This is a genomic window from Mesorhizobium sp. LSHC420B00 (assembly GCF_000503055.1).
Lineage (GTDB): Bacteria > Pseudomonadota > Alphaproteobacteria > Rhizobiales > Rhizobiaceae > Mesorhizobium.
The window spans coordinates 709177-728553 of sequence record NZ_AYVY01000002.1; the positions used below are offsets into that span (position 1 = coordinate 709177).

At 61.8% G+C, this 19377-nt stretch carries 21 protein-coding genes; 6 read left to right on the top strand and 15 right to left on the bottom strand.

The genetic code is table 11. The annotated features are described in order from the left end of the window. Window positions 1-2: 2 nt before the first annotated feature. Together X760_RS47315 and X760_RS47320 are read right to left on the bottom strand one after the other, a co-directional pair. On the bottom strand, window positions 3-1301 hold the full coding sequence (locus X760_RS47315) for a hypothetical protein (protein ID WP_023717737.1): 1299 nt from the start codon (window positions 1299-1301) through the stop codon (window positions 3-5). A 138-nt stretch (window positions 1302-1439) separates the two neighbouring features. Next, window positions 1440-2267 carry a cell envelope integrity EipB family protein gene (locus X760_RS47320; protein ID WP_023717738.1) on the bottom strand — a complete coding sequence of 276 codons (828 nt, stop codon included), beginning with the start codon at window positions 2265-2267 and terminating at the stop codon, window positions 1440-1442. 138 nt (window positions 2268-2405) lie between these two features. On the opposite strand from X760_RS47320, the gene X760_RS47325 reads away from it, so the two are divergent. From X760_RS47325 to X760_RS47340, 4 genes are all read left to right on the top strand, one after another. After that, window positions 2406-2870: a RidA family protein gene (locus tag X760_RS47325; RefSeq protein ID WP_023717739.1), complete on the top strand. Its 465-nt coding sequence runs from the start codon at window positions 2406-2408 to the stop codon at window positions 2868-2870. A 14-nt stretch (window positions 2871-2884) separates the two neighbouring features. Further along, a complete protein-coding gene (locus X760_RS47330; RefSeq protein WP_023717740.1) occupies window positions 2885-3613 on the top strand; it encodes a glycerophosphodiester phosphodiesterase in 729 nt (242 codons plus the stop codon). 40 nt (window positions 3614-3653) lie between these two features. Further along, a complete protein-coding gene (locus X760_RS47335; RefSeq protein ID WP_023717741.1) occupies window positions 3654-4868 on the top strand; it encodes a GNAT family N-acetyltransferase in 1215 nt (404 codons plus the stop codon). 121 nt (window positions 4869-4989) lie between these two features. Next, a complete protein-coding gene (locus X760_RS47340; RefSeq protein WP_023717742.1) occupies window positions 4990-5421 on the top strand; it encodes an HIT family protein in 432 nt (143 codons plus the stop codon). An 86-nt stretch (window positions 5422-5507) separates the two neighbouring features. Here the strand turns inward: X760_RS47340 and clpA are convergent, their stop codons facing one another. The 3 genes from clpA to X760_RS47355 form a co-directional block, all read right to left on the bottom strand. Beyond that, the gene (gene clpA / locus X760_RS47345; RefSeq protein ID WP_023717743.1) at window positions 5508-7976 is read right to left on the bottom strand and encodes an ATP-dependent Clp protease ATP-binding subunit ClpA; all 2469 of its coding nucleotides are present in this window, start codon (window positions 7974-7976) and stop codon (window positions 5508-5510) included. A 6-nt stretch (window positions 7977-7982) separates the two neighbouring features. Next, entirely contained in the window at window positions 7983-8309 is a 327-nt protein-coding gene (clpS, locus tag X760_RS47350; RefSeq protein ID WP_023717744.1) for an ATP-dependent Clp protease adapter ClpS, read from the bottom strand. A 275-nt stretch (window positions 8310-8584) separates the two neighbouring features. Then, a complete protein-coding gene (locus X760_RS47355; RefSeq protein ID WP_023717745.1) occupies window positions 8585-8914 on the bottom strand; it encodes a phasin family protein in 330 nt (109 codons plus the stop codon). A 300-nt stretch (window positions 8915-9214) separates the two neighbouring features. Between X760_RS47355 and X760_RS47360 the strand changes: the two genes are divergently transcribed. Beyond that, a complete protein-coding gene (locus X760_RS47360) occupies window positions 9215-10603 on the top strand; it encodes a D-alanyl-D-alanine carboxypeptidase (protein WP_023717746.1) in 1389 nt (462 codons plus the stop codon). A 45-nt stretch (window positions 10604-10648) separates the two neighbouring features. Here X760_RS47360 and X760_RS47365 read toward each other — a convergent pair whose 3' ends face one another. From X760_RS47365 to X760_RS47380, 4 genes are all read right to left on the bottom strand, one after another. After that, window positions 10649-11347 (bottom strand): DnaJ domain-containing protein, encoded by a 699-nt coding sequence (locus tag X760_RS47365; protein WP_023717747.1) that lies wholly within the window; start codon window positions 11345-11347, stop codon window positions 10649-10651. Further along, complete coding sequence (locus tag X760_RS47370) at window positions 11347-12078, bottom strand: hypothetical protein (protein ID WP_023717748.1); 732 nt, start codon at window positions 12076-12078, stop codon at window positions 11347-11349. Before X760_RS47370 ends, X760_RS47365 begins: the two co-directional genes overlap by 1 nt. Before the next feature lie 124 nt (window positions 12079-12202). Further along, entirely contained in the window at window positions 12203-12640 is a 438-nt protein-coding gene (locus X760_RS47375; RefSeq protein ID WP_023717749.1) for a DUF1489 family protein, read from the bottom strand. An 85-nt stretch (window positions 12641-12725) separates the two neighbouring features. Then, on the bottom strand, window positions 12726-14129 hold the full coding sequence (locus X760_RS47380; RefSeq protein ID WP_023717750.1) for an L-serine ammonia-lyase: 1404 nt from the start codon (window positions 14127-14129) through the stop codon (window positions 12726-12728). A gap of 170 nt (window positions 14130-14299) precedes the next feature. Between X760_RS47380 and X760_RS47385 the strand changes: the two genes are divergently transcribed. Beyond that, window positions 14300-15019 carry a DUF599 domain-containing protein gene (locus tag X760_RS47385; protein ID WP_023717752.1) on the top strand — a complete coding sequence of 240 codons (720 nt, stop codon included), beginning with the start codon at window positions 14300-14302 and terminating at the stop codon, window positions 15017-15019. Here the strand turns inward: X760_RS47385 and X760_RS47390 are convergent. The 6 genes from X760_RS47390 to X760_RS47415 form a co-directional block, all read right to left on the bottom strand. Next, a complete protein-coding gene (locus X760_RS47390; RefSeq protein WP_023717753.1) occupies window positions 14992-15789 on the bottom strand; it encodes a YdcF family protein in 798 nt (265 codons plus the stop codon). The genes X760_RS47385 and X760_RS47390 overlap by 28 nt on opposite strands. 28 nt (window positions 15790-15817) lie before the next feature. Continuing rightward, window positions 15818-17383, bottom strand: coding sequence for an amidase family protein (locus X760_RS47395; protein ID WP_023717754.1), 1566 nt, complete (start codon window positions 17381-17383; stop codon window positions 15818-15820). Continuing rightward, window positions 17383-17841, bottom strand: coding sequence for a GNAT family N-acetyltransferase (locus X760_RS47400; RefSeq protein WP_023717755.1), 459 nt, complete (start codon window positions 17839-17841; stop codon window positions 17383-17385). The genes X760_RS47395 and X760_RS47400 overlap by 1 nt, the downstream gene beginning before the upstream one ends. A gap of 7 nt (window positions 17842-17848) precedes the next feature. Beyond that, window positions 17849-18136, bottom strand: coding sequence for an Asp-tRNA(Asn)/Glu-tRNA(Gln) amidotransferase subunit GatC (gene gatC, locus X760_RS47405; RefSeq protein ID WP_023717756.1), 288 nt, complete (start codon window positions 18134-18136; stop codon window positions 17849-17851). Window positions 18137-18211: 75 nt separating this feature from the next. Next, on the bottom strand, window positions 18212-18628 hold the full coding sequence (locus tag X760_RS47410; RefSeq protein ID WP_023717757.1) for a hypothetical protein: 417 nt from the start codon (window positions 18626-18628) through the stop codon (window positions 18212-18214). Window positions 18629-18651: 23 nt separating this feature from the next. Next, window positions 18652-19359 carry a metal-dependent hydrolase gene (locus X760_RS47415; RefSeq protein ID WP_023717758.1) on the bottom strand — a complete coding sequence of 236 codons (708 nt, stop codon included), beginning with the start codon at window positions 19357-19359 and terminating at the stop codon, window positions 18652-18654. Window positions 19360-19377: the final 18 nt, after the last annotated feature.

Here is a 19377-nt window from a genome sequence, read left to right on the forward strand (position 1 = left end):
CGCTAACGATGATAGAAGGGATTAGCATAGAAAATGAAGCCGCCGCCGGCCTGGAGTTGCGCTATGGTGCTGGTGATGGTCTCCTGCATGCGGTCGTGCAGTTCGACGAGTGCCGCCTCGACGGAGCCTTTATAGGCGTGCAAGCCTAAAGGGTCCGGCACCCGGATATGGGCGCGGCGTGGGCCTGCCGGCTGCGGCACGAAACGGTCGATCGTATCGCGCAGTGTACCCTTGCAATAATCGTTGCGGATCCGCTTCAAGTGTTCGGCGATCTCCTCCTGCGTGATGCGCGGATTGGCTGAAGCCCAGGGCCCGACACGCCGCAAGCGCTGGATCGTATCCGCCAGCGTTCGGACCTGCTTCCGGCTTCCGGTATCATCCGTGTTTTCTCGCAGCCAGCGGCGCGACCGGCGCAAAAGCTCGCCACTGTCGAGCGTGCCGGCGCCGACCGAGACAAGTTCAGCAAGGCGACGGCCGAGTTCCACGAGCAGGTCCTTCTGACGTGCGTCATACGAAACCCGCTCATCGGACCGCAGGCCATATGCAGCCTCATCGCGCGACAGCAATGTCGCATAGATACGATGGACGCGCTCCGGCAGCGAATCGGCGGCATGGCGTTCGATCTTCAGGCTGCGCTCGACGTAGGCGCACTCCTTTGCCAGCGCTGCCTCGACATTCCCCGTGAAAGCGAGCTTCCAGATCACGGGCGCGATCCAAACTTTGAAATCCGGATCCGTCAGGCGGCCGCGCTTCAGCGCTTCGAGCCCCATCTCGACCGCGCCCGGCAGCAGCGGGGCAACGATGTTGGCATGCCAGCCGACGCCGCCTTCGGGATGCAGGAGAACGCCGTGCCCTTTCAGCGCCCAGGCCACCGAATGTTCCTTGGCGGCCCCGCTATTGCCCGGGATTTGGGCGATTAGATTGTTGGCCAGCCAGAATTTCTGCATCAGCCGGCCAAGCCCGTTGACGACGCCGTGCGTGGCCCAGGATGCCGCCAGCGGGCTTACCCGCGAGACGACCTCCTTGTCGATCATCCAGTCGGTAAAGAACTCCGGATGGTTGGGCGTGATGAACGTCGCCTTGCCCGCGCCGCAACAAGCCTTCAACCTTTGCCGGTCGTCCTCCGGAAAATCGATGTGGCGGACATTGGCGACGCCGCGCAGACCGGCCAGACGGTTGAACGGCAACAGGTCGCGAAGCCCCGGAATGCCGTGCAGCATGACAATGCGGTTGACGAATGTCATGGCCTTGATCAGCGTCGCATTGGGCCGCGGCGCCACAAAAACGTCGATCCTGCTCAACCTGCTCCCCCCGCGGCGCTTACCGTCGTAAGACGTTGATATGCAATTGCGGCATGCTCAAGTCGGTGCAACATGCCCGCAAGATCAAGCGCCACTATCGCGGAGAGCAGCCGGCAGCAGCTTGCCGTCGGTTCGAGCCTATTTCGACGGGCAGGTCTTTGGCTGATCGAACAGCGACAGATTGACCAGCTTGCCGGTCATCGAGAACTCGCCATAGTCCATTACGAGACCGCGCGTGATGCCGTTCTCGTGCAGCTTGAAGCTGATCCGGTATTCCGGCACTTCCTCGCCGCCTTTGTCGGTATCGTCGAAATAGGCGATGTCAACCGGCCAGTATTTGTCGCTGGCGAGCTTGGCCAGCGCCGGCACTTCCGGATCAGTCTTGTCGGCATTGGCTTGCTTGCCGACGACGACGGTGGTGGTCATCACCTTGTTGGCATCCTCCGAGCCGTCGAACAGGTTGGTTTCGTAAAAACGCTCGCCCTTTTCCGCCTTGCCGATCATTTCAACCATTTGCTGGGTCGGGAACTGGGTCGCGGCGAGTTCCAGGCTGTTCTTCTCGGGCTTGTCGATTTCGACCTTGAGACCATTGGCCTCCTTCGTTGCCGTCCCCTTGACCTCCTTGTCGAGGTTCTGGTCGACAAAGGACTTGTTGACGAAGGAGAAGGTCTTGCCTTCGGCATCCTCGAAGGTGGTCATCTGCTGGTCGGTCAGCCTAGTATTGTCGTTGGTGACGATCTGGGTGACCAGGCGGAACTTTACCGTGTAGCCCTCGCAAGGCGAGCCATTGAACTCGTAGACCATACGGCCCGATATGCCGGTGATCCCCGAGCGATCCGACGCCTTGTCCAGGGTGATATCATAGACGGCACGGTGCGCCTGCAGCGCCGGCACCGCAAAAGCGGGAGCCGCCCAGGAAGCCGCTGTCAGAAGAACGGCGTTGAATGCGAGGCGCGTTGCGCGCATGGGGTGCTCCGATCATCGCGGCTAATGGCAGGCCGCATGGAAAGATGGTCCAGCTTAAAAAAAGTCGTGGCGGAAGCGAGGCAAAAATAGCAATTTCGGCCCGGCCTGCGCGGCACCTTCAAGCAATAGGGAAATAGCATGAGCGAAACAATCGAAAAGCGGCTAAGCGATCTCGGCGTGACGCTGCCGGCTGCCGCTGCGCCCGCCGCCAACTACGTTCCCTATTGCAGGACCGGCAATCTGCTGTTCACCGCCGGGCAGTTGCCGCTCAAGGAGGGCAAGCTCCAGGCGAGCGGGCTGCTTGGCCGCGATGTCGACACCGCGACCGGAAAGGAAGCCGCAAAATACTGTGCGATCAACATATTGGCGCAGGCCCAGGCGGCACTTGGCGATCTCGACAAGATCCGCCGCCTGGTGAAGATCACCGTCTTCGTCGCCTCGGCACCGGATTTTGTCGAACAGCATCTGGTCGCCAACGGCGCCTCGGATTTTCTCGTCGCCGTGCTCGGCGACCGCGGCAAGCACGCCCGCTCCGCCGTCGGCACCCCCTCCCTGCCGCTTAATGCCGCAGTGGAAATCGAAGCGATCTTCGAAGTCGAATGACCGGGACTGCGACCATGACCGACCTTTCCTGGCTGACTGCCCGGCCCGTCGCCCATCGCGGCCTCCACGACATGAACAAGGCGCGCTGGGAGAACACTCTTTCCGCCTTCGCCGCGGCAGCCGAGCGCGGCTATGCGATCGAGTGCGACGTGCACCTGTCATCCGACGGCGTCCCCGTCATCATCCACGATGGCGATCTGCGGCGGCTGACCGGCGAGGACGGCTTCGTCTGGCAGCGTACGGCTGCTGAGATCACGGCGCTGAAGGTCGGCGGCACCGCCGACCATTTGCCGACGCTGCAGCAGGCGCTTAATCTGGTCGACGGGCGTGTGCCGATGGTTGTCGAGCTGAAAGGCGCTGCCGGACACGACGAAGGCCTGGTCGAAGGCGTCGGCAAGATGCTCAAGCGCTATAAGGGCAAGACCGCGATCATGTCGTTCGACCATTGGCTGATCCGCGAGTTCCCGAAACATGCACCCGGCATACCCGGCGGGTTGACCGCCTACGGCAACGACAACCATCTGATCGAGGCGCATTTCGCCATGCTGGCGCATGACATCGCCTTTATCTCCTACGCCGCCGGCGACCTGCCGAACCGGTTCGTGTCGTTCGTACGTGAAAGGCTCGGCATGCCGGTGATCACCTGGACAGTGCATGACCAACCTGCCGTCGACCTGACCTTCAAATATGCCGACCAGATGACGTTCGAAGGATTCGAGCCCGATCTTGTGCGGCTTGCTTGAACGGGCTTGTATGGGTTCGCAGCGAGCTTAAGTAAGCCACATGGATCAAGGGGACGACTGCGACAGACAAACGGCGAATGCGGAGCTGTCGATCCGCATCGCCGCGGGCATCGGCGCCTTCACCAGCGCGGAATGGGACAGCCTCGGCGGCACTACGCGGGGCGAGGCAGAAAACGCCTACAGCCCGCTTGTTTCATTCGCTTTTTTGAGCGCGCTAGAAGATTCCGGCTGCGCCGTTCGACGCACCGGCTGGCAGGGTCATCATCTCAGGCTGGAAACCGCGCAAGGCAAGCTGCTCGGTGCGGTCCCCTGCTATCTGAAGTCGCACAGCCAGGGCGAATATGTCTTCGACCATGGCTGGTCGGACGCATTCGAACGCGCCGGCGGGCGCTACTATCCGAAGCTGCAATGCGCGGTGCCGTTCACACCCGTCACCGGCCCTCGCCTGCTGGTCGGCAAGCGCGAGGACAGCCCCACCGTCAAGGCCGGCCTTGCGGCCGGCCTAAAGGCGGTGACGGATAAGCTCGGCGTGTCTTCCGCGCATGTCACCTTCGCGCCGGAGGATGATGTCCAGATCTTGGCGGCAGCCGGCTTCCTGCATCGCACCGACCAGCAGTTTCACTTCTTCAACGAAGGCTTTTCGAGCTACGACGATTTTCTCTCGACGTTGGCCTCGCGCAAGCGCAAGGCGATGAAAAAGGAGCGGCGTGAGGCGCTCGCCGACGGCATCTCGATCGACTGGCTGACCGGCAAGGATCTGACCGAAAAAGCCTGGGACGACTTTTACGCGTTCTACATGGATACCGGCAGCAGGAAATGGGGCCGGCCCTACCTCAACCGCGATTTCTTCTCCTTGATCGGCGAGCGCATGGCCGACGACATCCTGCTGGTGATGGCCAAACGCAACGGGCGCTACATAGCCGGCGCCATCAACTTCATCGGTTCAGACGCGCTCTACGGCCGCAATTGGGGCTGCATCGAGGACCACCCGTTCCTGCATTTCGAGGTCTGCTACCATCAGGCGATCGATTTCGCCATCTCGCGAAAGCTGAAGGTGGTTGAAGCCGGTGCGCAGGGCGAGCACAAGCTGGCGCGCGGCTACCGGCCGGTGACGATGCATTCGGCGCACTACATCGCCCATCCAGGTCTGCGCAATGCAGTGGCCGACTACCTCCAGCGCGAGCGGCGCGAAGTCGAGCGGATGAGCGAATATCTGGAAGAGCACACCCCGTTCCGCAAGGACATGGCGGAGTAGCAAAACCCGCCCGATCGCTCAACCACGTTCGAGCCTGCATGGCCGATGTCGACCGATCGTCTTGCCCGCCCGCAACAGCTTCGCTACACGAGACCGCGAGCCAAGAACCGGAGCGTGCGCCATGGCCGAAGCAACCTACGACAGCAGCAACATTTTCGCAAAAATCCTGCGCGGAGAAATCCCTTCGCACCGCGTCTACGAGGATGATGCGGTCATCGTCTTCATGGATGTGATGCCGCAAGGACCGGGTCACACGCTGGTCGTGCCGAAAGCGCCGTCGCGCAACCTGCTCGACGCGGATCCGGCGGTGCTTGGCCCCCTCTTCGCTCACGTGCAGAAAGTTGCGCGGGCAGTAAAGAAGGCCTTCGATGCCGATGGCGTCACGGTCATGCAGCTCAACGAACCAGCTTCGGGCCAGACCGTCTACCACCTCCATGTCCATGTCATTCCGCGCTTCGAAGGCATCCCCTTGAAGCCGCACAGCGGACAGATGGAACAGCCTGAAGTCCTGGCTGAGAACGCCGGCAAGATACGGACGGCGCTGGCAAACTGAATCGGGGCGAAGCCGCTCGGCCGACACTCGACCACAAGCTTCATGAAAAAAGCCCCGTTGCCGGGGCTTTTTTACTTGCAGGATTGTCAGTTCTTACGCGGCAGTTGCGGCACCAGGCTGCGCTTGCCGCCATCCTTGCCCTTCGGCTCCGACTTCTGCGCCACCGCCTTTTTCCCGGCGGGCTTTTTCGCCACCGCCTTCTTGGCTTTCGGCACGTCGTCCGGCTCTTCCTTCTTCGGCTTCACCGGCGCCTCGTCGGCGAGCGATTCGAGCTTCAGGCCGGTCTCGCCGGTTTCCTTCTTCTCGACGGTGACACGCACCGTGCCGCCCTTCTTGAGCTTGCCGAACAGCACCTCGTCGGCCAGCGGCTTCTTGATGTGCTCCTGAATGACACGGCCAAGCGGCCGCGCACCCATGCGCTCGTCATAGCCCTTGTCGGCCAGCCAGGCGATTGCATCCTGCGACAGGTCGAAGGTCACGCCGCGTTCGGAAAGCTGCGCTTCCAGCTGCATGACGAACTTCTGCACCACCTGATGGATGACCGGCACCGGCAGCGAGCCGAACGGAATGATCGCATCGAGACGGTTGCGGAACTCCGGCGTGAACAGCCGGTTGATCGCTTCGACATCGTCGCCTTCGCGTTTGGTCGAACCGAAACCGATCGCCGCGCGCTGCGCGTCGGATGCGCCCGCATTGGTGGTCATGATCAGGATGACATTGCGGAAGTCGATCTGCTTACCGTTATGGTCGGTCAGCTTGCCGTGATCCATGACCTGCAACAGGATGTTGAACAGGTCCGGATGCGCCTTTTCGACTTCGTCCAGCAACAGCACGCAATGCGGATGCTGGTCGACGCCGTCGGTCAGAAGGCCGCCCTGGTCGAAGCCGACATAGCCGGGAGGCGCGCCGATCAGCCGCGAAACGGTGTGGCGTTCCATATATTCCGACATGTCGAAGCGGATCAGCTCCACGCCGAGCGAGGCGGCGAGCTGCTTGGCCACTTCCGTCTTGCCGACACCGGTCGGACCGGAGAACAGGTACGAGCCGATCGGCTTTTCCGGTTCCCGCAGGCCGGCCCGCGCCAGCTTGATGGCCGAAGTCAGCGCGGTGATCGCGGTGTCCTGGCCATAGACGACGCGCTTCAACTCGATGTCGAGACCTTGCAGCACCTTCTCGTCGTCGGCGGAAACCGTCTTCGGCGGGATGCGCGCCATCGTGGCGATCGTCGCTTCGATCTCCTTGATGCCGATGGTCTTCTTGCGCTTGGCTTCGGGCACCAGCATCTGCGAGGCGCCGGTCTCGTCGATCACGTCGATCGCCTTGTCCGGCAGCTTGCGGTCGTTGATGTAACGGGCCGAGAGCTCGACCGAAGCCTTGATCGCTTCACTCGTGTAGCGAACCTTGTGGAACTCCTCGAAATAGGGCTTCAGTCCCTTCATGATCTCGATGGCGTCCTCGACGGTCGGCTCGTTGACGTCGATCTTCTGGAATCGCCGCACCAGCGCGCGGTCCTTCTCGAAGAACTGCCGGAACTCCTTGTAGGTGGTCGAGCCGATGCAGCGGATCGCGCCGGACGACAGCGCCGGCTTCAACAGGTTCGACGCATCCATGGCGCCACCAGAGGTGGCTCCTGCCCCGATCACGGTGTGGATCTCATCGATGAACAGCACGGCGCCGGGATAGTCCTCGAGCTCCTTGACGACCTGCTTCAGCCGCTCCTCGAAATCGCCGCGATAACGGGTGCCGGCCAGCAGCGTGCCCATGTCGAGCGCGAAGATGGTGGCATTGTGCAGCACTTCGGGAACGTCGCCCTCGACGATGCGCTTGGCGAGGCCTTCGGCGATCGCCGTCTTGCCGACGCCGGGATCGCCGACATAGAGCGGGTTGTTCTTGGACCGGCGGCACAGCACCTGGATAGTCCGGTTGATCTCGCTCTCGCGACCGATCAGCGGATCGATCTTGCCAGCCTTGGCCTTGTTGTTCAGGTTGACGCAATAGGCAGTCAGCGCGTCCTGCTGCTGCTTCTTCTTGCCGCCTTCTTCTTGCGGCTCAGCTCCGCCCTGGCTGCCTTGCTCGTCGTCGGCGCCGCGCGGCGTCCGCGTCTCGGAAGCGCCTGGGCGCTTGGCAATGCCATGCGAGATGTAGTTGACCGCGTCGTAGCGGGTCATCTGCTGTTCCTGCAGGAAATAAGCGGCGTGGCTCTCGCGCTCGGCGAAGATGGCGACGAGCACGTTGGCGCCGGACACCTCCTCGCGGCCTGACGACTGCACATGGATCACCGCGCGCTGGATGACGCGCTGAAAACCGGCCGTCGGCTTGGAATCTTCATCGTAGCCGGTGACGAGATTGTCGAGCTCGGTGTCGATATAGGTGAGAACCGTATGCTTCAACTCGTCGAGATCGACGTTGCAGGCACGCATGACTGCGGCCGCCTCGGTGTCGTCGATCAGGGCGAGCAGCAAATGTTCAAGGGTTGCATATTCATGGTGCCGCTCATTGGCGAGCGTCAGCGCTTGGTGAAGCGCCTTTTCCAGGCCTTGGGAGAAAGCCGGCATGTTACCTCACTTCTTCTCCATCACGCATTGCAGCGGATGCTGATTCTGTCGGGCGAAATCCATGACCTGAGACACTTTGGTCTCGGCCACCTCGAATGTATAGACCCCGCACTCGCCCACCCCATGATTGTGAACATGAAGCATTATGCGTGTGGCGGCTTCGCGATCCTTCTGGAAAAAACGCTCCAGCACGTGAACCACGAACTCCATGGGTGTGTAGTCGTCGTTAAGGATGAGGACCCGATACAGACTGGGCTTCTTGGTCTTGGTTTTTGTGCGCGTGATGACGGCCGTGCCGCGACCGGCCTCATTGCCGTTGCTGCCGTTCTGCATTCGCACCACGTAGCTCGTGGCAGTCAAACCTGTAGTCACGTAGTCCTGCCTCTTTCGAATCCTCATGCATGCTCGACATGTAGGTGCTCGATGGACGATTTTAAGCCCTTCTGTTTAGCTGACAATATGGCTAGGTGGCCAAACTTGACCGATTTTTCAAATCGTGAAGACCGCAAGGACCCCGATTTCGAGCTGGCATGAAAAAACCCGGCCGCGCGTTCGCGACCGGGTCTGTCTTTTGAGGCCCAAGGGCCGGCTTGGAACGTTCGTCGAATTTACTTCGCCTTGGCGACAATCGATTCGAACGGCTTGTAGGCTTCCTTGGCGAGTTCGGCATAGAGATCGCCAAGCTTGGTGGCCTCGGTGACGAAGCTCTCATAGGACTGCTTGGCGTAGTCGGACTGGATTTCGATCGCCTTATCCAGCGACTTGGCGGAGAAGAGCTTCTCGACAACGGCGCTGCCGGCCTCAAAACTTTTCTTGGTGTACTCGCCCGCCTCGGTGGCGATGGCCTGCGCACCCTTGGACAGCGATGCAAAGCTCTTCAATCCGGTGTCGGCAAATTCCTTGCCGTATTTGCTGAAATCTTCATAGGTCTGGGTCATTTCACGCATTCCCTTGAACGGTTGCCTTTGGACGATGGACGCGCCTTGTCCGGGCCGCGTTGTGCAATGCGTGTAAATATATTGTGCAGTGCACAAAAAGTCAAGATTTCCGCGGCAATGCGCATCGTGAGCCGCCGGCAATCGCTAAGATTCGAATAAAGAGAGGCTCAATCCCGCAGAAAAGGGTGAACGCGGCGGTTACCATAAACGGATTGGTAACGCTGCCCGCGTTAGCGTGGCCCGAGGTGAGGCAGGACCCTTTGCCGCCTCCAAGGCAACGGAAATTCAAAGGAACTATCAGTGCGTAAGGCGTTGTCGGGCTTCGTTTCCAAATCCGCGTCCCCCCTCAAAACGATCATGATTCTCGCTATGGCGATGAGCTTCGTCGTCGCGGACGCGGCTTCATCCATGGCGGCCAAGTCGGCGGCCATCGTCATCGATGCCAAGTCCGGCAAGGTGCTTTATTCGTCGGATGCCGATGGCCGGCGCTATCCGGCCTCGCTTACCAAGATGATGACGCTCTATCTGACGTTCGAGGCATTGGCGAAGGGCAGGATCAGCAGGAATTCTCCGGTCGTGTTCTCGGCCAATGCCGCTGCCGAACCGCCAACAAAGCTCGGCGTCAAGCGGGGCGGCTCGGTCACGGTCGAGACCGCCATCCTGTCGATGGTGACCAAATCGGCAAACGATTCCGCAACTGCGCTTGGCGAGATGCTCGGCGGCAATGAGGCCAATTTCGCCCGCATGATGACCGCCAAGGCGCGGGCGCTGGGCATGCGGGGAACCGTTTTCCGCAACGCCAACGGCTTGCCTGATCCCGGGCAGTTCACGACGGCGCGCGACATGGCGCTGCTCGGTATCGCCCTGAGAGAGCATTTTCCACAATATTACGGCTATTTCTCGCAGCGCTCCTTTCTTTACGGGCGACAGCGCATCAACGGCCATAACCGTCTGCTCGGACGCATCAAGGGCGTCGACGGCATCAAGACCGGTTATACCCGCGCCTCCGGCTATAACCTGGTCTCCTCGGTATCGGATGGCGACCGGCGCATCGTAGCGGTGGTCATGGGCGGCAGGTCCGGCGGCAGCCGCGACAGCCAGATGGCCGGGTTGATCAATGCCTACATGCCGAAGGCGTCGTCGCGCGGCGGCGGCATGCTGATTGCCAAAGCCGGTGGCGGCAATCCGATTTCAGCCCTGGCCAAGGTGCTTCTGCCGAAGCATGACGCGCCGACGCCGGATAGTAAGCCGGACGACGATGCCGTTGCCTCCCTCGTCGAGGAAAATGCTCCCGTCGTTGAAGAAACCACTCCGGTCGTTCAGACCAGAAAGGTCAAGACGGCGGCCGTGGCGACAGCGGACGATGTGGCGACGGCCCGGGTCGCCGCAGCCTATGCCGAACCGGCTGCAGAGGTCGATCCGGTCAGCACGGCGTCGGTGCCATCCGGCTGGGCAATACAGGTCGCCTCTTCGCCAAAGCAATCCGAAGCAAAGGCTTTCCTCGACAAGGCGACGAAGCAGGTGCCCTCCGTTCTGGCCGATGCCTCCGGTTTCACCGTCGCCTTCGACAAAGACGGCGTCACCTATTACCGCGCCCGGTTCGGTGGTTTTGGTTCGAAGACCGCCGCCTGGAGGGCTTGTAACGCTTTGAAAAAGAAGAAGATCGAGTGCTACGCCGTCCAGCAGTAAGGGCGCGAAACGATATCTTTCCCGAAAGTTCTGCGTCGAAGGAGACTAGTTGTGATTGGAGAGCAAGACGTCCTTGGCTTCGTTGATCCGCGCCGCCAGGAAAGACGTGCCACCGATATCGGGGTGCAGGCGCTGCATCAGGCGGCGGTGCGCCTTGCGGACATCCGCCGCGGCAGCCCCCGCTTCAAGACCAAGGATCTTGTAGGCCTCCTCCTTAGTCATGGCGCCCGAACCTGGCGCAACACCCAGCCCTTCGCCACCATTCGCATCAGCGTCTTTGCGCCAGATGGGAAATCTGCCGTCAAGATACGTCTCTAGCAGCTGGCGGCTCTCCGGATCGCCGGAGAGCTCGCGATAAAGTTGCTGCAATTCGGCAAGCCCCATCGAGCCAAGCATCTTGCCTTCATGGCGCCCAGCCAGCACGAGGCCTTCGAGGCCGCCGGTGTCGTGATCGAGTTCCATCTCAAGCGCCGCGGTACGCACCGTCGAACGCTTGCCCGGTGCCAGTTTTGCGGCCGGCTGATTCATGCGCATGGAGCCATACCAGGCGAGCGCGGCCGACAGGATCAAGCCGCCGAGGCCCTCGCGCCCGACCAGCAGCACGGCAACGCCGACCAGCCCGAGCAGCACGGGTCCAAGGGTCCTCATGCCGCCTGCAAGCTTCCCCGGATCGGCGCGCAGGAAGATGGTGAGCATGCCGAGAAGCACCAGAAGCAATGCTACAAAAGCGATAATCGCGCCCATCAGTTTCCGCCGCCCCGCAGATGCTCGATCATCAGCCGGTCCTCCGGCCTGCCCCGGTCCTCCAGTGCTTTCAGACCGCCGGTCGCAAACACGGCGACGGACGAAAGCAGGCCGGCCAAGGTCGCGGCAGCCCGCCCATCAAACCGGAACCAGGCCCCTTTGGACAGCCGTGCAATTTCCTTGAACGCCTTTTCTGCACCGGCATCATGGCCTTCCTGAAAAACGAAGACAGGAACGCCGTGCAGACCTAGGCTACCGGCCTTTTCGGCCAGATCATCTATGTTTTCTTCCATCGCATCGCCGATATAGACCAGCGCGTTGACCTTGGCCGCCGCCGTCTGTTTCAGCGCATGGGCGAGCACCTTGCCGATCTGGGTGTGGCCGCTACGGCAGTCGATGCGCGTCATCAGCTGCTTCAGAGCTTCGGTATCGGTGACGAATGCGGAGGAACGGCACTCGCCAAGCCCGCGGAAATAGACCAGTTGAACCTTGAGCACCCCAGCCTTGCCGACGGCGTCGAACATCTCGGCCTGCAGCGCACAGGCGAGATCCCAGGTCGGCTGGCGGCTCATCGTAGCGTCGAGGGACAGGATCAGCCTGCCTGAACCGGTGGCGGATGCAGCGAGCGTCCTTGCCTGACGGAGAAAGGCGTCGATCTCGCCGGTGCTCGATTGGGACTCGACCGGCGCAGGATTGGCCTTTGCAGGCACGGGCTGCTTCTTGTCGCTCATGACATTCAAGATGTGGCGTTGTTCCCCAGCTTGCAAGCCCAGATCAGGCGACCTGCAGGACCGGTGATGATGGCAACTGCGGACAAGCGTTCGGCCGGTGCCCTTGGCGTTACGGTTCTTGGCGTCAGAGTAGGCCGAGATCGGCAAGCTCACGCCTGAGCTTCGGCGGCATTTCGATCAGCCCGGCTTTGCCCTTGCCGAGATCGGCCGGCGCGTCCGCCGGCTTCAGGTAGCGCCACCCTTGGAATGCACGGCGCGGCTGCCAGTCGGTGCGCACGACCTCGGGATCGAGGATCAGATGGCAGCGGCCGATGCCATCGTCATCAGTGAAGGGCCGGATTTCGGTGATCAGCTGACGGCATTGGACATTGCCCTTGACCACCCAGTAGAGCGAGCCGCCGTCGGTGATCTCGGCGCCGCGCGTCGGCACCATGCGGGTGGTGTGGTAGTGTTCGGCCGGTTCGCCGGCGCGGCGCCGCTCGTCGAGGCGGAAGGCAATCCACTCTTCCAGATCCTCGACGCTGTCACAGCCGACGCAAAGCTTTATGAGATTGAGAGACATCGTTTAAGGTTTAGCCCAGCACGCGAACGCGTCAACGGCCTGATCGACTTCTCCACAGTGGTGGTCCAGGCCGCCAGACTGGCGCTCAGCACTCCACGACATTGACGGCCAATCCGCCAAGGCTGGTTTCCTTGTACTTTTCGTTCATGTCGAGGCCGGTCTGGCGCATCGTCTCGATCGCCGCATCGAGCGGCACGAAATGAACGCCATCGCCCTTGATGGCCAGCGAAGCGGCGGTCACCGCCTTGACAGCGCCAAGCGCGTTGCGCTCGATGCACGGCACCTGCACCAGGCCGCCGACCGGATCGCAGGTCATGCCGAGATGATGTTCCAGCGCGATTTCGGCAGCGTTCTCGACCTGCTCGGGCGTGCCGCCCATGACGGCGCACAATCCCGCCGCAGCCATCGCCGAAGCCGAACCGACCTCGCCCTGGCAGCCTACCTCGGCCCCCGAGATCGAAGCATTGGTCTTGATGATGCCGCCAACGGCCGCCGCCGTCAGCAGGAAATCGCGGATACTCGGCTGGTCGGCTTCGGGATGGAAATGCAGCCAATAGCGCAACACCGCGGGCAGAGTGCCGGCCGCCCCATTGGTTGGCGCGGTGACGACACGGCCGCCGGCGGCGTTCTCCTCGTTGACCGCCATTGCATAGATCGACAGCCAGTCATTGGCGAGCAGCGGGTTGGGCCGGTTCTGCTGCCATTGCTCCTGCAACTTGTCGTGCAGCATCCGGGCACGGCGGCGCACCTTCAGTCCGCCGGGCATGATGCCGTCTTGCGACAGGCCGCGCTCGATGCATCCCTTCATGGCGCTCCAGATGCCGTCGAGGCCGGCGTCGAGCTCCTTGCGCGACATCTGCGTCTCCTCGTTGACGCGCTTCATCTCGGCGATGGAAAGGCCACTTTTCGCTGCCATTGAGAGCATTTCGACGGCGTTCTTGAACGGATATGGAACCTTCTTGCCTTCGGTTGTCGCCGAGCCCCTCGCCTTCATCCGCTGCAATTCTTCCTCGGAAACGACAAAGCCGCCGCCGATCGAATAGTAGACGCGCCTCAGCAGCAACCGGTCTCCGGCATCATAGGCAGAAAACGCCATGCCATTGGCGTGACCCGGCAGCGGCGTCTTGCGATCCAGCACCAGATCCGTTGCCGGGTCGAAACGATAGGACGGATGGCCGGGCGGCGAAATCCGCTTCTCGGCGGCGATGCGAGCGGCGATGCCGTCGGCGTGGTCAGGATCCACCGTCTGCGGCGTCTGGCCGGCGAGGCCGAGCACCACGGCGCGATCGGAGCCATGGCCGATACCGGTATAGGCGAGCGAGCCATGCAGGCTGGCCGCGATTCGGTCGACCCTGGCGTCGGCCGGACGCGGCCAGTCGTCTCCCGCAATCTCGTCGAGAAACCGCCGCGCAGCCGTCATCGGCCCCATCGTGTGCGAACTCGATGGGCCGATGCCGATCTTGAACAGGTCGAAAACCGAAAGGAACACGTGGGCGTTTTCTCCTGGGACCCTGTTGAGATCTACATATAGGAATTCCCATGATGTTTTCCGCTGTTTTGAAGATCGCGGCGCTGCGCCTGCCGACCTTGTTTGCTCCGGCAGCGACATTCCGGCTTCGGCCATCGAAGCGTCCCCTCCGCCTGTGGTAAAAGCACCGCATGAGCGATTCCTTTCATTTATCGACGGCCGACCTTGCTGCGCTGGGGTTCTTCCTTGCCGCGTGGGTGCTGCATACGCTCGCCGCCGACGGAATGCTGGTCAGCCGCATGTCGCTGACGAGGGCGATGAACGCGCAGCGCGAGGCCTGGATGAGGACCATGGCCGAACGCGAGATCCGCATCGTCGACACCGCCATCATGAGCGGCCTGCAACAGGGGACCGCCTTCTTTGCCTCCAGTTCGCTAATTGCGATCGGCGGCTGTTTTGCCTTGCTCGGCACTTCCGATCAGGTTCTCACTGTGCTGAGCGACCTGCCGTTTGGCGCCACATCCTCACGCGCCGCCTTCCAGACGAAGGTGTTCGGGCTGGTGCTGATCCTGGCCTTTTCCTTCTTCAAGTTCGGCTGGGCTTACCGGCTGTTCAACTATTGCTCGATCCTGATCGGCGCGGTGCCGATTCCGCATGGCGAGGCGTCGCGCAATCCGGTCACCGAGACGGCGGTGTGGCGCGCGGCCCGCATGAACATGCTGGCCGGGAAGCATTTCAATTCCGGGCTGCGCGGCGTGTTCTTCTCGATCGGTTATCTTGGCTGGTTCGTCGATCCCGCCGTTTTCGTGCTATCGACGCTGCTGCTTCTGGCGGTGCTGGTGCGCCGCCAATTTTTCTCGGCGGCGCGGCAGGCGGTGCTCGGTCAGCCGCCTGGCCCGGGAAAAGGCTGATCAATGCGGCCCGACAGCCAATAGGCGACGAGCCCGATCCATTCGCGAATCGCGATGGTCGTGGTCTGCAGCGCTTCGTTGGTAGATTTGCGGAACAGGCTGATACCTTCCTTACCGGAGGTGCGGTAGTCGACCGGCCATGGAACCGTCGGGAAGCCGGCTCTGTCGAACAGCGCCTTGGCGCGCGGCATGTGGAAGGCTGAGGTCACCAGCAGCCAGATCTCGCCGGGTTTCGGCGTAATCAGCCGCTTGGTGAAGACGGCATTCTCGTAGGTGTTGCGTGACTTGTCTTCCAGGATCAGACGATCGGCCGCCACGCCGAGCGCAGTGAGTACGCGTGGCGCCGTGGTTGAGTCGCCTTCGTCCTCACCGATTATTGCAACGGGGCCGCCTGAAATGACGACTCTCGCTGTCGGAAAACGCCGCGCCAGCACGGCTGCCTCGACAATTCGATCGCCACTGGCGTTGAGTTCATAACCGCCGCGAACGAAATTGATGGCGCCGTCCATACCGCCGCCGAGCACAACGATTCCGTCAACCCTTTCCGGCAGGGGTGGCTTAGGGAAACGCTCCTCGAGCGGATTGAGCATCACTGCGCCGAGCGAGGTCCATGCTGACAGTGCCAGGACAAGGAAGGCCAGCACGCTGCCGGTGGCAAATAGCCTTTTGCGCCCGACCAATGCCGCAAGCAATCCAGCCAGCAGCAGGATGATCGCGAGATTAAGCGGCTGGACGAAGAGCCACAGGACCTTGGAGACATAGAAGAACATCCCTCACCCCCTCAGATGAGAAACGATCCTACCACCATTTTTCCGGCTGAAATGTGCCGGCCGCCTGTTCGATGACATGGGCGGTCTGGAACAGCGTTTCCTCGTCGAAAGGCCGGCCGATCAGCTGCAGGCCGAGTGGCAGCCCCTTGGCGTCGAGCCCGGCCGGAACCGCGATGCCGGGCAAGCCGGCCATGTTCACCGTCACCGTAAAGATGTCGTTGAGATACATCTTGACCGGGTCGGCGGCCATGTCTTCGTCTGCGATGCCGAAGGCGGCGGACGGCGTTGCCGGCGTCAGGATGACGTCGACACCTGCGACAAACACATTTTCGAAATCGCGCTTGATCAGGTTACGAACCTTCTGCGCCTGCAGATAGTAGGCATCGTAGTAGCCAGCGGAAAGCACATAGGTGCCGATCATGATGCGGCGCTTGACCTCACGCCCGAAGCCGGCGGCGCGGGTCTTTTCATACATGTCGACAATGTCCTTGCCGGGCACGCGCAATCCATAGCGGACGCCGTCGTAACGGGCGAGGTTGGACGAGGCTTCGGCGGGCGCAACAATGTAATAGGCCGGCAGCGCGTATTTCGTGTGCGGCAGCGAGATGTCGACAATCTCGGCGCCGGCATCCCTCAGCCAGGCAATGCCCTTCTGCCACAACGCCTCGATCTCCTCGGGCATGCCGTCGACACGGTATTCCTTGGGGATGCCGACCTTCATCCCCTTGATCGAGCGGCCGATCGCCGCCTCGTAATCCGGCACCGGCAGGTCGACGGAGGTCGTGTCCTTCGGGTCGACCGAAGCCATCGACTTCAACAGGATCGCGGCATCGCGCACGTCGCGCGCGATCGGCCCGGCCTGGTCGAGCGACGAGGCGAAGGCGACGACGCCCCAACGCGAGCAGCGGCCATAGGTCGGCTTAATGCCGACCGTGCCGGTGAAGGCGGCGGGCTGGCGGATCGAGCCGCCGGTGTCGGTGGCGGTAGCGCCGGCGCACAGGAAGGCCGAGACGGCTGATGCCGAGCCACCGGACGAACCGCCCGGCACCAGCTGGGCATTGTCCAACGTGCGCGCGGTCCTGGTGCCGCCCGCCGAAACGAAGCCGCCCTCGCCCTGATGTGTCGTCGGCATTACCACCGTGTCGAGCCGCGAACGCCGCCACGGGTTGATGACAGGCCCGTAATACGAGGTCTCGTTGGACGAGCCCATGGCGAACTCGTCCATGTTGAGCTTGCCGAGCATGACGGCGCCATCCGCCCACAGATTGGCGGTGATAGTCGATTCGTAGCGCGGCTTGAACCCGTCAAGCACGTGGCTGCAGGCCTGGGTGTGGACGCCTTCGGTGCCGAACAGATCCTTGATGCCGAGCGGGATACCCTCGAGCGACCCGCCCTCGCCCTTGGCCAGTTTCGCGTCGGAGGCCTTGGCCATGTCGCGCGCTTTGTCGCCAGTGACCACCACATAGGCATTGAGCGCCGGATTGGCTCGCTCGATAGCCGAAAGATAAGCCTCGGTGACTTCGGTGGCGGTGATCTCCCTGGAGCGCAATTTGGCGCGGGCCTGCGAAATCGTCAGCTGGGTCAGGTCGCTCATCAGGCAAGACTCTTTTCGTAAAACACCGACCACTCGGAATTGGGATAATTCAGCACCGGCCCACAGCGCGAAAAACCGGCGCGTTCGTAGACGGTCCAGGCGGCGGGATGACGGTCGCCCGTCTCCAGCACCAGACGCTTCAGCCCTTCTTGGCGCGCCAAGCCCTCAATCCGCTCGACGATCATCGCACCGATTTTGCGGCCGCGATGCGAAGGCCGCGTATACATACGCTTGACCTCGCCGACGACAGCATCGTGGCGCTTCAGCGCGCCGCAACCGATGGCAAGGCCGTTATCGCGGGCGATGAAGATGGTCGTGTCGCGGTCCGCCATCTGCTCGACCGTCAAATGGTAGCAATGCTCCGGCGGCGTCAACTCCAGCAATGTGGCGTTGAGCTCCTCGACCAGCCCACGCACATCGTCCTGCAGCGGCGTCTCCGCGGCGATCTCGATTACCATCGGCCAGCTACTCCACGACCTTTGGCACGAGAAAGAAGTTCTCTTCGGTTGCCGGCGCGTTGGCGACGATGTCGGCTGCCTTGCTGCCGTCGGTGACGACGTCCTGGCGCTTCTTCATTGCCATCGGCGTGACCGAGGTCATCGGCTCGACGCCGGAAACATCGACCTCGTTCAACTGCTCGACAAAGCCCAAAATGGCGTTCAATTCGCCGGTCATGCGCTCTGCATCCTCCTCGCTCACCGCAATGCGGGCAAGGTGCGCGACGCGCTTCACGGTTTTAATATCAACGGACATGTTGTGCCTCGGGGAAAACCAGCGCTATAGCGGCGCAGCGCGTGCCGCGCAACATGCATCGTGCCGACAACTGCCCTACGGCATCGCCACGCCGTCGCAGAGGAAATAGCTGCCACCGTTGCCGCTCTGCTCGCTTTCGTCCGCGGCAGGCCGAACCGAAACCAGGTCGATCTGCTTCGGGTTCATCTGAGTCAGTGAGAGAACATCCGGAAAGACGTAGCCCGGCTCCTGGCAGATGGCGGTCACCGCCCAGCTTGGCGACCGTGTCGCCTTGGTGATCTGCAGGAACTCGCAGTTATATTCGATGCTTTCCAGTCCGTTTGCCGACAGTACGATATTGCCGCCCTCGATCACCGTCTGCAGCGTATCCTTTTTGGCCTGCGCGCAGAGATCCTCCGATTGCAGATAGATGCCCTCGATGAAATCCTCGGCGGCCAGCGCCGGCGATGCGGCAACCAGCATAGAAATGCAAAGAGAGTTTCTCAGACCCATGTCGTCATTCCGGTTCGCTATTCCTACAGCGTAATCGTCTCGCCGATCTTCGGCAACGCCACTTTCACACCCGATCCGTCCAGCCCGGCCACAAACTTGTCGGCGGTCTGATCTATCATCGGAAATGTGCCGAAGTGAGCGGGAACGACCGTCTCGAACTTGAAGAAACGCTGGCAGGCAAGAGCTGCCACCGCGCCACCCATGGTGAAGCGGTCGCCGATCGGCACGATGCCGATCTTCGGCTCATGCAACTCGTTGATCAGCGCCATATCGGAAAAGATGTCTGTGTCGCCCATATGGTAGAGCGTCTTATCCTCGGGGAAGTGCAGGACGAGCCCGCCCGGATTGCCGAGATAGGTGTTCTGGCCGCTCTCGCCTAGAAAGGACGATGAATGCAGAGCCTGAACGAAAGTGGTGGTGAAGCCGCCGCAATCGACGGTACCGCCGATATTGCCGGGATTGATTTGCTTGTCACTGACGCCTTTGCCGACCAGGTACATGCAAATCTCGAAATTGGCGACAAGCATCGCGCCGCTTTTCTTGAGCACTTCGACGGCGCCGCTGATGTGGTCGCTGTGGCCATGGGTAAGCAACACGTGCGTGACCCCTTCGGCCGGCTCTTCCCAGCCGCCTGTCCATGACGGATTGCCGACCAGATACGGGTCGATGAGGATTTTCGCGCCTTCGATTTCGACGCGGAATGCCGAGTGTCCGTACCAGGTAAGTTTCATCAATGCCTTCCTCGATTT